Annotated in this window: 11 protein-coding genes; 7 read left to right on the top strand and 4 right to left on the bottom strand. The window is 64.8% G+C overall.

Going from position 1 to position 13,153, the window contains the following annotated elements; all coding sequences use genetic code 11:
* The first annotated feature begins 10 nt into the window (after window positions 1–10).
* Both asd and IVB01_RS26040 read left to right on the top strand, forming a co-directional pair.
* Window positions 11–874 carry an archaetidylserine decarboxylase gene (asd, locus tag IVB01_RS26045; RefSeq protein ID WP_247278444.1) on the top strand — a complete coding sequence of 288 codons (864 nt, stop codon included), beginning with the start codon at window positions 11–13 and terminating at the stop codon, window positions 872–874.
* 58 nt (window positions 875–932) lie between these two features.
* Window positions 933–1,490, top strand: coding sequence for an NUDIX hydrolase (locus IVB01_RS26040; RefSeq protein WP_247278445.1), 558 nt, complete (start codon window positions 933–935; stop codon window positions 1,488–1,490).
* 163 nt (window positions 1,491–1,653) lie between these two features.
* Here IVB01_RS26040 and IVB01_RS26035 read toward each other — a convergent pair whose 3' ends face one another.
* The gene (locus IVB01_RS26035; protein WP_247278446.1) at window positions 1,654–2,430 is read right to left on the bottom strand and encodes a DUF2147 domain-containing protein; all 777 of its coding nucleotides are present in this window, start codon (window positions 2,428–2,430) and stop codon (window positions 1,654–1,656) included.
* Window positions 2,431–2,885: 455 nt separating this feature from the next.
* Between IVB01_RS26035 and IVB01_RS26030 the strand changes: the two genes are divergently transcribed.
* The gene (locus IVB01_RS26030; RefSeq protein WP_247278447.1) at window positions 2,886–4,097 is read left to right on the top strand and encodes an extensin family protein; all 1,212 of its coding nucleotides are present in this window, start codon (window positions 2,886–2,888) and stop codon (window positions 4,095–4,097) included.
* A 49-nt stretch (window positions 4,098–4,146) separates the two neighbouring features.
* On the opposite strand, the gene IVB01_RS26025 is transcribed toward IVB01_RS26030, so the two are convergent.
* Both IVB01_RS26025 and IVB01_RS26020 read right to left on the bottom strand, forming a co-directional pair.
* Complete coding sequence (locus IVB01_RS26025; protein ID WP_247278448.1) at window positions 4,147–4,482, bottom strand: DUF6665 family protein; 336 nt, start codon at window positions 4,480–4,482, stop codon at window positions 4,147–4,149.
* 55 nt (window positions 4,483–4,537) lie between these two features.
* The gene (locus IVB01_RS26020) at window positions 4,538–5,173 is read right to left on the bottom strand and encodes a TetR/AcrR family transcriptional regulator (RefSeq protein ID WP_247278449.1); all 636 of its coding nucleotides are present in this window, start codon (window positions 5,171–5,173) and stop codon (window positions 4,538–4,540) included.
* A gap of 192 nt (window positions 5,174–5,365) precedes the next feature.
* Here IVB01_RS26020 and IVB01_RS26015 point away from each other — a divergent pair, with 192 nt between their 5' ends.
* The 4 genes from IVB01_RS26015 to IVB01_RS26000 all read left to right on the top strand — a co-directional run bounded on the left by IVB01_RS26015 (window position 5,366) and on the right by IVB01_RS26000 (window position 12,330).
* Window positions 5,366–6,682, top strand: a complete 1,317-nt coding sequence (locus IVB01_RS26015) for an HlyD family secretion protein (RefSeq protein WP_247278450.1) — start codon at window positions 5,366–5,368, stop codon at window positions 6,680–6,682.
* Window positions 6,683–6,894: 212 nt separating this feature from the next.
* A complete protein-coding gene (locus IVB01_RS26010; protein WP_247420351.1) occupies window positions 6,895–8,481 on the top strand; it encodes a DHA2 family efflux MFS transporter permease subunit in 1,587 nt (528 codons plus the stop codon).
* A gap of 589 nt (window positions 8,482–9,070) precedes the next feature.
* On the top strand, window positions 9,071–10,870 hold the full coding sequence (locus IVB01_RS26005) for an ABC transporter ATP-binding protein (protein WP_247278451.1): 1,800 nt from the start codon (window positions 9,071–9,073) through the stop codon (window positions 10,868–10,870).
* Window positions 10,871–10,923: 53 nt separating this feature from the next.
* Window positions 10,924–12,330 carry an MATE family efflux transporter gene (locus tag IVB01_RS26000; protein WP_247459038.1) on the top strand — a complete coding sequence of 469 codons (1,407 nt, stop codon included), beginning with the start codon at window positions 10,924–10,926 and terminating at the stop codon, window positions 12,328–12,330.
* Window positions 12,331–12,378: 48 nt separating this feature from the next.
* Here IVB01_RS26000 and IVB01_RS25995 read toward each other — a convergent pair whose 3' ends face one another.
* Entirely contained in the window at window positions 12,379–13,122 is a 744-nt protein-coding gene (locus IVB01_RS25995; RefSeq protein WP_247278452.1) for a sulfite exporter TauE/SafE family protein, read from the bottom strand.
* Window positions 13,123–13,153 lie beyond the last annotated feature (31 nt).

Raw genomic sequence — 13,153 nt, 5'->3', positions numbered from 1 at the left:
TGACAGATTCATGACAGTCAAAGCCCTCATCGCCTCTTTCACCCAGCAGGAAGACCTCAACTTCTTGTTGACCAACCGCATCCCGCGCGCGGCCCTGACCCGCTTCATGGGCTGGTTCTCCAAGATCGAGAACCCGTTTGTGCGGGACTTCTCGATCGCGCTGTGGAAGCTGTTCTCCGACCTCGACCTGTCGGAGGCGCGCAAGGCCCATTTCAAGAGTCTGCATGACTGCTTCACCCGGGAGCTCAAGCCGGGTCTGCGGCCGTTCGATCCGGACCCGGCGGTGGTCGCGAGCCCCTCCGACGGCATTGTTGGCGCCCATGGCCGGATCGTCGACACCGAACTGTTTCAGGTCAAAGGCGCGCCCTATTCGCTGCTCGATCTCGTCGGCGATTCCGCTCTGGTCGACCAGCACCGCAATGGAAGCTTCGTCACGCTGCGGCTGACCTCGAGCATGTATCACCGTTTCCACGCGCCTTATGATGCGCATATCGAGCGCGTCACGCTGATCCATGGCGACGTCTGGAACGTTAACCCCATCGCGCTGAAGCGCGTCGAGCGGCTGTTCTGCAAGAACGAGCGCGCGGTCATTCGCACGCATTTGCCGACCGGCGAGGCGGTGACGCTGGTGCCGGTCGCCGCCATCCTGGTCGCGAGCATCCGCCTGCACTTTCTCGACATGGTGCTGAACGGGCAGACCCGTGGCCCCGTCAATTTTCCCTGCGACGTCAACGTGATTAAAGGCGAGGAGCTCGGCTGGTTCGAGCACGGCTCGACCATCATCATCCTGGCGCCCGGCGATTTCACGTTCTGCGACGGCATCACGGAGGGCACGCGCATCCGCGCCGGTCAAGCGCTGCTGAAGAGAGAGTAGCCTTCAATCCGCCGCGCCCGCCGCCTATATCGTCCGCGGGGACAACTGGATGTGAGTGATGGCGCGGGTGCCGGTGATGGCGGCGGGTGGTATCGTGCTGCGGCGAGGTTCGACGCCGCTGATCGCCGTGGTGCGCCAGCGCAAGCGCAACGAATGGGTCTTGCCCAAGGGTAAGCTCGACGACGGCGAGACGCCGAAGGAGGCCGCGCATCGCGAGGTGCTAGAAGAGACCGGGCACGAGATCGCGGTGCACGAATTTCTGGGCACGCTGGGCTATCAATCGGGCGGGCGCACCAAGGTCGTGCATTTCTGGCGTATGGAGGCCGATGGCGGGCCGGTCCGCAAACCGATGAACGACATCAAGGCGGTGGACTGGCTGACGTTGGACGACGCAATCGCGCGGCTGTCGCGCGAATATGAGCGCGCGTTCCTGGCACAGATCGGTCCGATTGCGCTCGCCGCTGCCGGTGTTGCGCCTTCGCCCGAGCCGACGGCGCCGGCCGATCATATCGATGCGGCCTTGCAGACACTGACACCAGCCGAAGCCGCCTCGGTCGACGAATTGCGGCACGGCCTGTTGCAGAAGGTGAGGGCGTGGCTGCGCGGCGAGGCGTGAGCGCGCCGCACGCTGGTCGAGACGGCATCCGCAAGTTAGTGCGGTCGCGAGTAACGCCAGCTCCTTGCGACAGCGGGAATCCGCCTTGAAGCTGGATGCTGCCCGGCTGTACGCCGCAAGCAGCTAAGCTGGCATTGCGCAATCGAGGATGACACCTTCGGTGTCAGCTCACGCGCTTCCAGGTCTGGCCGCCGCAGAACATGCCGCCGAAGGCGCAGCCCTGCACGCGCATTGCATTCGGACCTTTCATCGCGATGGTCGAGTCGTAATTGCGGCCAGAGTTGGGATCGTGGATGCGGCCGCTCCACTTCGAGCCGTCGGGCTTCATGTTGATCAGGATGCGCTCGTTGGTCTTCACGGCATAACCGCAGAGATTGGCGCCGCACTGCTCGACACGGACATTGCCTTTGTTCTCCTCGGTCGCCCACACGCCGATCGGCGAGTTTGGTGCCGGCACGGCCGCCGCGGCAACCGGAGCCGAGGCCGGCGCGGGAGCAGCAGCAACGGGAGCGGGTGCGGCGACGGGAGCAGGCGCCGCAACAGGTGCAGGCTGCGTGGTGTCGAGGCCGGCGGACGGGGTGCCGGGAGCCGTCGGGTCCGTTGCGGCGGGCGCAGCTGCCTGGACCGGCGCCTGTGGCACTGGCTGCTGCTGCACCGGAGCCGGCGCGGGCTGCGCATTCGTGGTCGCCGGAGCCGGCGTGGTGTCGACGTCATCATCCTTGGAGCCGCCCAGGCCCTTGAGGTTGATGTTGTTCAGCTTGATCGGCTTGTCCGACAGGCCCGGCGCCACGATGGTCACGCAATTGAGCGAGGTACAATTGCGCGGCGTCTCGATGCGGATGTGCTGGCCTTCGATCTGGAACGAGATCGAATTGCCGGCATGCGCGGCGGCGGTCGAAGCAAGGAAGAGCGCCGTGGCGGCGATGGTGAGCTTGTTCATGATAACCTCCGTGTCCCCGTATGGACTGATGTCGCTGGTGGACTGAGCGTAGTTCGACCCTACGCCCCGGCTGTCCCTTCTTCCGTGATGGACATCACTACATCTGGCCGTCGCCTGCGTGAGCCGGCGCACATTCGGCTATCTTGGCCTAATGTCGGTAACGATCCATGAGATGGAGCGCGGCCCTATATGATGCCGAGCACGATGGCGCCGACGAAGGCCATGGCGAGGTACGCGGTGATAATGCTTAGTCTGCCGGCGAACGTCATGAGATCGCTCCCGCTGTCGCGCCGCGTTGCGCGAGCTTTATGGTTAACAGAGAGTCTCCTTCCGAAAAAGTCAGTCGTCCTGTCGCTCAGTCTGGCAGCATTTCGGCGCACGCGGGCCGGCATGGTTAAAGAAGGCTGAAACGACACGTTGAAGAGTCTTTAAGTAAATTCACCGAACGTGCGTTCATGACGCGCGGAGTTCGTTTGTATCTCGTCGGCTCCTTCGTCCTTGTTTCGCTTGCGGGTTGCGGACGCGGCTTCTTCCAGGCCGAACGCGAACCGTGGCGGGCCGAGGCGGAAGCGGCGTGCCTGAAATCGGGAGCGGTCAAGGAGAGTGCGGACATCGTCCGCATCGATCCGATCTCCGGCCCTGGCCAATGTGGCGCCGAATTTCCGCTGAAGGTCGCCGCCATCGGCGAAGCCTCCAGCAGCTATGGCTTTGCCGACGAGGAGCTGCGTCCGCCGGTGAGCATCGGCAACCAGCCGCGCTGGCCGGTCACGCAGCCGCGATCGAACTATCCGCAGAGCCAGAATTATCCGGCACCCTCCCACCCGCCGCGATCGAACTATCCGGAGAGCGCACTGCAGCAGCCTTCCGGCTATGGCACTTCAACCGGACCGATGTCGCTGAACGCGCCCGGCGTGGTGCCGCAGGAAGACGAGATCGATCTGCCGCCCGAGGGCACCGATGCCGCGGGGGCCGCGCGCTACATGAACGCGCCGAGCTATCCGGCGCGGCCGGCCGGTGCGGCACCCTACGGGCAACCGCCCGCGCAGCAGCCGCTGCCGCGTCTTGGCCCGGCGCAGGGCAATCCCGTTACCGCCGTTGGTCCCGTTGCGATCAAGCCGACCGCGACGCTGGCCTGTCCGATCGTGTCCGAGCTCGACCGCTGGCTCGCCGACACCGTGCAGCCCTCGGCCATGCGCTGGTTCGGCGTCCGCGTCGCCGAGATCAAGCAGATCTCCGCCTATTCCTGCCGTGGCATGAACGGCAACTCGCGCGCCCACATTTCCGAGCACGCCTTCGGCAATGCGCTCGATATTTCCGCCTTCGTGCTCGCCGACGGCCGCCGCGTCACTGTGAAGGACGGCTGGCGCGGCATGCCGGAAGAGCAGGGATTTTTGCGCGACGTGCAGTCCGGTGCCTGCGCGCATTTCACGACGGTGCTCGCGCCCGGCTCCAACGTCTATCATTACGATCACATCCACGTCGATCTGATGCGCCGCGCCAGCCGTCGCCTGATCTGCCAGCCCGCCGCCGTCTCCGGCGATGAGGTCGCCGCGCGTGCGCAGTCACGCAGCCCCTATGCGAATGCACGCGATCCTTCCGTGACTGGTTCGCTCGGCCGCAAGAGCGCCGCGCACAAGCGCGAAGAAGACGAGTACGCCGACGATTGAGGCTTGCGCAAAACCCGTGGCTACGATGGGGTCGTAGCCCGCCAGCAAGTCATTTCGAGACCGGCTTCGACGGCGGGAGGCCCATGCACCGCTGCACCTCGCCAGGGACGTTGTAGGTTCGCATGATGTGGCGGCTGTCGCGAAGACCGGACGCCTCGCGTTGCACTACGAACATCCACAGCGCATGGCCGGCTTCATGCACCAGCCTACGTCTGGCCGGTTGCAGTGAGGCCGGTACCCCCGAGGCCGCGTGGGCGGCGTCGAACTCGCGCAAACGCGTGAGGCTCTGTTCCAGCGCGCGGCCCATTCGTCCAAGCGCCGAGGCCTGCTCCTGGACGATCTCATAATGGAGAATATCGACAGGGGGGCGAAGATCACGAGGCATGGACGCAAATATAACCGCCCGCGACGCGCCTGCGCAACGCGTAGCCCGCTTGCGGTTACTTCGCCCGATACGTCGCGAGGAACATCCGCGTCGCGCTATCGACGACTTCGGTCATGCGCTCTTGCGACGGTGCGGGAGCAGCCTGGAAGACGAACGGCAGGAACAGCGAGGCCTTGCACAGTTCCATGAATTGCGAGGCGGCAAGATCGCAATCGTCGATATCGAGATCGCCGGAAGCGACATGGGCTTTGAGATAATCGGACAACCGGTGGATGGTCTTGTCCAGCACCCGCGCATAGTAACGGCGGCCGACGTCGGGCATGCGCTCGGCGATTGCCATCACGGTGCGGATTGCCGATCCGCCGCCGGGCCGGCAGAGTAAATGGATATAGGCCTGGCCGAAATCCTTTAGCGTGGTCTCGGCATCGCGCGCGGGATCGAAATTGAACACGACCTGGCCGTGCTGGAGCGCCTCCTCTTCGAGAATGGCTTCGAACAGCGCGGATTTGTCGGCGAAATAGACGTAGAGCGTGCCCTTGGAAACCTGTGCCGCGCGCGCGATCTCGCCCATGCTGGCGCCGTCGAAACCGAGAGCCATGAACACTTTGCGAGCACCGTCCAGGATTTGACGTCGCTTGGAGCTGTCCTCCTCCGGGACGATGTGAAGACGTTCGCTGGCAGCTACAACCATTGGTTTAGGGTCTCGGAAGGTTTTTGGATCCGCGTCTGGGGCTATGAAACCCGAATAAAGGATTCGGGCTATTAAGATGACACCGGGAATATTATGTAGATTGACCGAACCGTTCGGTCAAGGTATTTAGGACGAGCGAAAAAGGGGCGTGCCGTGGCGGCCATCCCTGCTCGCGCTTTTGGGGAGGCCTTTATGGCCGTATCGAGAGACCAGGCTGCGCGCGTCCTTCGCCAGGAAGCGGTGGAGACGACGCCGGAGCAGGTGAGCGGTGACGCTGCGCCCGAGAAATCCGCCGTCCTGGCTGAGAAATTGCGCTCTCATGTGGTCGAGGAAAACGAGCACCGCAGCGTCGAGGTGGCCGAGAAGCCCGCGACCGACAGGGCTGCCCCTGCCCATAGCGCTGCTGCCGCCGCGCCCAAATCCGGCAAACGCAAATTCGTCCTGATGGGGGTTGGCTTGCTGCTGGCGCTCGCGGTCGCGAGCTATGCCGGTTACTACACGCTGGTCGGCCGCTTCTACATCTCCACCGACGATGCCTATGTCCGTGCCAACAACACCATGCTCGGTGCGCGCGTCGCCGGTCACATCTCCGCGGTCCTGGCCGGCGACAACTCGCCGGTGCGCGCGGGCGACGTCGTCTTCCGCATCGACGACGGCGACTACAAGATCGCAGTCGATGCCGCCGCGACCAAGATCGCGACCCAGCAGGCCACGATTGACCGCATCAGCCGTCAGGTCGCAGCACTCGATAGCCAGGTCGCGCAAGCAAAGGCGCAGCTCGTCTCGGCTGAAGCGGGCCTCAAGCGTGCCGATCTCGACTATGAGCGCCAGCAGGCGCTGAGCAGCAAGGGCTTTGCCTCGCGCGCCACCTTCGAGAGCTCGGAAGCCGGACGCGACCAGGGCGCGGCCGCGGTCAAGGCCGCGCAGGCCGCCTACGACGTCGCGGTCAGCAATGTCGACGTCGCCAAGGCGCAGCAGGCCGAGGCGCAGGCGCAGCTCGCCGAGCTCAAGACCACGCTCGCCAAGGCTGAGCGCGATCTCGGATTCACCGCGGTGCGCGCGCCGGTCAACGGCACGTTCTCGAATCGCCTGGTCAATACGGGCGACTTCGTCGCGGTCGGCCAGCGCCTCGGCAACATCGTGCCGCTCGACGACGTTTATATCGACGCCAATTTCAAGGAAACGCAACTCAAGCGCATTCGCCCCGGCCAGCCGGTGACGATCAAGGTCGATGCCTATGGCATGCGCAAGTTCTCCGGCGTCGTCGATAGCATCGCGGCGGGCGCGGGCTCGGTGTTCACGCTGCTGCCGCCTGACAATGCCACCGGCAACTTCACCAAGATCGTGCAGCGCGTGCCGGTGCGCATCCGCGTGCCGAAATCGGTGGCGAAGCAGAACCTGCTCCGCGCCGGTATGTCGGTCTACGCGACCGTCGACACCAACAAGGGTGCCGCCGACGCCGACAGCGAGGTCGATCTCGACGATCCCATCGCGGTTCACCCGCAGTAGTGCCGGTAGGCGAATCATGTTCAAGACGAGCGCCGCTTCGTCCTTCACCTCTCCCGAAGGGAGAGGTCGGATCGCATCGCAAGATGCGATCCGGGTGAGGGCTTACGCTCTCTCGTGGGAGCTGCGGCCCCTCACCCGATTTGCTGCGCAAATCGACCTCTCCCCGATGGGGAGAGGTGGACCGCGCACTCTCGCGCGAGCCGGGTAAGAGAATGGCCGACACCACCACTGCTTCACCTGCCATGATGGCGGCCCCGGCTTCCGAGCGGATCGCGCCGAAGCGGCTGTTTGCCTTCATCATCATGGTGTTCGGGATGTTCATGTCGATCCTGGACATCCAGATCGTCTCGGCCTCCTTGAGTGAGATTCAGGCCGGATTGTCGGCGAGCTCCAGCGAAGTCTCCTGGGTCCAGACCGCCTATCTGATAGCCGAGGTCATCGCCATTCCGCTCTCGGGATTCCTGTCGCGCGCCTTTGGCACGCGGCTGTTGTTCGCGATCTCGGCGGCCGGCTTCACCGCCTCGAGCCTGCTCTGCGGCTTTGCCAGCACCATCGAGGAGATGATCCTTTGGCGCGCGCTCCAGGGATTCCTCGGCGCCGGCATGATCCCGACGGTATTCGCCTCGGCCTATACCGTGTTTCCGCGCTCGAAATTCCACATCGTCGGCCCCATCATCGGGCTTGTTGCGACCCTCGCACCCACGATCGGGCCGACGGTCGGCGGCTACATCACCGACGCGATGTCCTGGCACTGGCTGTTCTACATCAACGTTCTGCCTGGCATCGGCATCACCGTCGGCGTGCTGGCGCTGGTCGATTTCGACGAGCCGCATCTCGAACTGCTCGACCGCTTCGACTGGTGGGGCCTGTTGTTCATGGCCGGCTTTCTCGGCACGCTCGAATATGTGCTGGAGGAGGGGCCGCAATATGAATGGATGCAGGACACCTCGGTCGCGATCTGCGCCTGGATCTGTGCAATCTCGGGAATCGCCTTCTTCTGGCGCGTCTTCACCGCGGCCGAGCCGATCGTGAACTTGCGCACCTTCTCGGACCGCAATTTCGCCGTCGGCTGCACGCTGCAGTTCTGCATCGGGATCGGGCTCTATGGCCTGACCTATATCTATCCGCGCTATCTCGCCGAAGTGCGCGGCTACAGCGCGTTGATGATCGGCGACACCATGTTCGTCTCCGGCATCACCATGTTCCTGGTCGCGCCGCTGGTCGGCCGGCTCATGGCGAAGGTCGACATGCGCTACATGATCGCGTTCGGTCTTGTCGTGTTCGCGCTCGGCTCCTACCAGATGACCTGGATGACGCGAGACTATGATTTCTATGAACTACTGGTGCCGCAGATCCTGCGCGGCATCGGCATGATGTTCGCGATGGTGCCGACCAACAACGTCGCCCTCGGTACGCTGGCACCCGAGAAGGTGAAGAACGCGAGCGGCGTGTTCAACCTGATGCGCAATCTCGGCGGCGCGCTCGGCCTCGCCGTCATCAACACCGTACTCAACGATCGCACCGACCTCCACATCACCCGCCTCCAGGAGCGCGTGACGTGGGGCAATGCGACCGCGACCGAAACGCTGACCATGTTCATGCAGAAGTTTCAGGGGCTTGGCGATGCCACGCTGATGGCCATGAAGCAGCTCTCCCAGCTGGTTCATCGCCAGGCCGTGGTGATGAGCTTTGGCGACGCCTTCTTCGTGCTGACGCTGTTCTATCTCGCGCTCAGCCTCCTGGTCGCGCTGCTGAAGAAGCCGCCTTCGCCGTTTGGTGCCGGCGGCGACGCGCATTGACGCAACTCCGCGTGTTCGGTGTCATCGCCGGCTTGCCGTCTTCGCTGAAGCTTCGCCGGCCCAACACCGAATGCCCGGCGAAGCCGTTGGCGGAGCCGGGACCGGACGATCCAGTATTCCAGAGGCAGGCGGTTGCAGAGCTCGCTCTCGCACCACATTCGCCGCGGCGTACTGGATGCCCCGTCAAGCCGGGGCATGACGGCGAAGATTGGGGTGGCAGCGCGCAACCAGCGATGCGGACGGCGTCGCGTACCAAATTGCAACACTCGTGCGTGATCTCGCGCGAGCCCCGTTGCAAAGCGCTTGCGACACATCTATAAAGCGCACCTCATTCAATCGAGCCGGGAGGGATTTGCATGACTTCGACGCATTCGCAGATCGCACGCCCGCGCTCGATGTTCTGGCTCGGTATGTGCTTGGCCTCGTAGAGGCCCTTTCCGCCAGCTTCGATTGGGCCAAGGTTTCGACCAAGCGCCCCGATCGCTCCGCTTCCCAAGTCAAAGTCAGTTTTGAGTGACGCCGTCTCGGCCCTCGTGGCCGGTCTGTGTCCATCGATGGAGCCGGCCCGCGCGTGCGGCCGGATGATGTCATGACCGCTCTGTCTAAAAAGCCCGCCGCAATTCGCGTGGTGCTGCCCTTCGTGTTCCGCCACTGGCTGAAGCAGCCGGGGCGCGGCCTCGTTGTGGCCGGCGGCGTCTTGGGCGCGACTCTCGCCGACCTGTTCATGCCGGTGTTCTCAGGGCATCTGGTCGATGCGCTGACGCGCGGCCCGTCCGACCCGGACGCGCGCCACGCGGCGCTCACGGCGTTCGGCGCCATCGTGGCGCTGGGCGCGGCCTCGATGGTGTTGCGGCTCGTCGGCCTCCAGGCGATCGTGCCGTTCACGCTGACGACCATGTCCGACGTCGCGCAGGACGCGTTCACGCGCGTGCAGCGCTTCTCGACCGACTGGCACGCGAACTCCTTTGCCGGCTCCACGGTGCGCAAGATCACCCGCGGCATGTGGGCGCTCGACCTGCTCAACGACACCATTCTGCTCGCGCTTCTGCCTTCGCTGGTCGTGCTGATCGGGTCGATGGTCCTGCTCGGCGTGCACTGGGCCTCGCTCGGCCTGGTGATCGCGCTCGGGGCGGTCGTCTACGTCACCATCACGGTGGTGTTCTCGACCCGCTACATCGCGCCGGCAGCCCGCGTCTCCAATGCCTGGGACACCAAGGTCGGAGGCACGCTGGCGGACGCGCTGACCTGCAACGCCGTGGTGAAGTCGTTCGGTGCCGAAGCGCGCGAGGATGCGCGGCTCGCGCGCGTCATCAACCGTTGGCGCGTGCGCGTGCGGCGGACCTGGTTTCGCTACAATTACACGGCGATGTCGCAGCTTTCCTTGCTGCTGTGCCTGCGCGCCTCCGTGATCGGCGGCTCGGTGCTGCTGTGGATGTCAGGTCATGCCTCGCCCGGCGACGTCACGTATGTGCTGACGAGCTATTACGTCATCCACGCTTATTTGCGCGACGTCGGCATGCACATAAACAATCTCCAGCGCTCGGTCAACGACATGGACGAGCTGGTGGCGATCCACGACGAGCCGATCGGCATTGCGGATGCTTCCGATGCGCGTCCGATCGCGATCGAGGGCGGCGAGATCGTGTTCGACGACGTCACGTTCCATTATGGCGGCCACCGCGCGCCGCTCTATGACGGGCTGTCGGTGACGATCCGCGCCGGCGAGCGTGTCGGCCTCGTCGGCCGCTCCGGCTCCGGCAAGACGACCTTCGTCAAGCTGGTGCAGCGGCTTTACGACGTCACCAGTGGCTGCGTGCTGATCGACGGGCAGGACATCGCGCGCGCCACGCAGCAATCGCTGCGCAGCCAGATCGCGATCGTGCAGCAGGAGCCGATCCTGTTCCACCGCTCGCTCGCCGAAAACATCGCCTATGGCCGGCCGGGCGCCAGCCTGGAGGCGATCGAGCAGGCGGCGCGGCTTGCGAACGCGCACGACTTCATTCTGCGCCTGCCCAAGGGCTACGGCACGCTGGTCGGCGAGCGCGGCGTGAAGTTGTCGGGCGGCGAGCGGCAGCGCGTGGCGCTGGCGCGCGCCTTCCTGGCGGATGCGCCGGTGCTGATCCTGGACGAGGCGACCTCGAGCCTCGATTCGGAGTCGGAGGCGCTGATCCAAGAGGCGATGGAGCGGCTGATGAAAGGCCGCACCTCGATCGTGATTGCGCACCGGCTGTCCACCGTGAAGAGCCTCGATCGCATCCTGGTGTTCGATCGCGGCGAGATTGTCGAGCAGGGCACGCATGCCGTGCTCGCGGGCAAGCGAGGGGGCATCTATCGCGGCCTGTTCGAACGGCAGGTGGTGGAGCTCGGACGTATCGCAGCAGCGGAATGAGGCGCGCGGCGGCGGGGCGAAGTCCCGACGCCACGCCGCCGGAGGTGAATGACATGAAAGACCTGACGAACGGCCCCATCGTGAGACACATCCTGGCCATGGCACCGCCGATCATGGTGGGCATGATCACGATTATGGTCTGCCAGCTGGTCGATCTCTACTTCGTCTCGGGATTGGGCGATGCTGCCGTCGCGGGTGTCGCCACGGCCGGCAATGCCGGATTTCTCGTCAACGCGTTGATGCAGGTGCTCGGCGTCGGCACGGTGGCGCTGATCGCGCACGCCGTGGGACGCAAGGATCGGCAGGATGCCAATCTGATCTTCAACCAGGCGATCGCGCTGTCGGTGCTGTTCGGCCTGCTGACCCTGGCCGCGGGCGCAGCTTTGTCGCGTCTCTACATGCGTTCGATCGCCGCGGATCAGCCCACGATCGAGGCGGGGACCATCTATCTATTGTGGTTCATGCCCGCGCTCGCGCTGCAGTTTGCCACTCAGGTGATGGCGTCTGCGCTGCGCGCGACCGGCATTGTCCGTCCCGCCATGCTGGTGCAGGCGCTCGCGGTGGTCATCAACATCGCGCTGGCGCCGGTGCTGATCGCAGGCTGGGGCACGGGCTATCCGCTCGGCGTTGCCGGCGCCGGGCTGGCGAGCTCGATCGCGGTAGCGATCGGCGTTCTGATGCTGCTCGCGTACTTCCGCCAGGTCGAGCGCTACGTCGCGTTCAACGCGGCGCAGTGGCGCCCGCAGCCGCGCCATTTGAAGCGCATTCTCAATGTCGGTCTGCCGGCCGGCGGCGAGTTCGCGATGATGTTCATCTTCATGGCCGTGGTCTATTACGTGCTGCGCGATTTCGGTGCGGCGGCGCAGGCGGGATTCGGCATCGGGCAGCGGGTGCTCGGCCTGATCCAGATGCCGGCGCTTGCGGTCGCACTCGCGGCCGGGCCGATCGCCGGCCAGAACGTCGGCGCCGCAAACGGCGCGCGCGTGCGGGAGACCTTCGTCAAGGCGGCGCTAATCACCACAGCCGTGATGATCGGCTTCATGATCCTTGCGCAAGCGAAGCCGGAGTTGCTGCTCGCCGGATTCTCCAACGACCGGGAGACGATGGAGATCGCCTTCCTGTTCCTGCGGATCATCTCGCTCAACATGGTGGCGCAGGGCCTGATCTTCACCTGCTCGAGCATGTTCCAGGGCCTCGGCAATACCAAGCCGGTGCTCTTGAGCTCGGCGACGCGCGTGTTCACCTATTCCTTGCCGGCAATCTGGCTGTCAACGCGGCCCGGCTTCCGCATGGAGCACGTGTGGTACTTGTCGATCGCAGCGACGACGCTCCAGGCTGCGCTGAGCTTGTGGTTGTTACGCCGCGAGTTCGAAAGGCGCCTGGCGCCGCTCCGGCAGGTCGGGGCTCCTGGGCAGGTCGAAGCTGACTCTCTTGCACCTCCCGCGCGTGCGCCTGCGTAGCGGCAGTCACCTCCCCAGCGGCGCCGGATAATTTGCGGCGCCGTGGGGCTAATATGCACCAACACTGTTCGAGACGAGGCCGAGGCCGGACAGGAACAGAAGGCCGAGCACGACATCGCCAAAATGCTTGTCGCTCAACGCGTGATAGACGCGTGCGCCGGCCCATGCGCCGATCAGCGTGCCCGGAAAGGCGACCAGCGCGAGCCAGACCACCTTGAAAGCGACGAGGCCCGACGCGGTCTGCAACGCCAGCGCGGTCGCGAGCACCGTGAAATTGAAGAGCTGGAAGATGCCGCGCCGCTCGTGCTTGTTCCAGCCGCGGATGTTGGCCCACAGGATCGGCAGCGGCCCCGACAATCCGGCGAGGCCGCCAAGAATGCCGCCGGCAAAGCCGATCGCGCCGTCTGCGATCCTGCCGCCGAATTTGATCGCGAGCGACCTCTTGTTCAGATACAGCGCGCTCGAGAAGATCAGAAGCAGCACACCGACGCTCAGCTTGAAAACTTTTGGGTCGGCCGAGGCGACCATCATCGTTCCCAGCGGCACGCCGACCAGCCCGCCGATCAGGAACGGCCAGACCAGCGAGAGGTCAAAACTCTTCCACATCGACGGCAGCGTCGAGGTCTGGGCGATTACCGAGCAGATCAGCACCAACGGCACCGCAAGCGATGGCGGCAGGACGTAGAGCCAGATGCCGAGCGCCATCAGCGCCGTGCCGAAGCCGGCCAGTCCCGAGACGAAGCCGCCGGCCAGCGCGCCGAACAACAGCAGGACGTAGGTGAGCGTTTCCAACGGATCATCCTTGTTGCAATGGCGATCCCGA

This window comes from Bradyrhizobium sp. 164 (assembly GCF_023073715.1).
In the GTDB taxonomy this organism is placed as follows: Bacteria; Pseudomonadota; Alphaproteobacteria; order Rhizobiales; family Xanthobacteraceae; genus Bradyrhizobium.
Note: the sequence above shows the minus strand (reverse complement) of the source record. Positions and strands in the feature narration are given on the sequence as shown.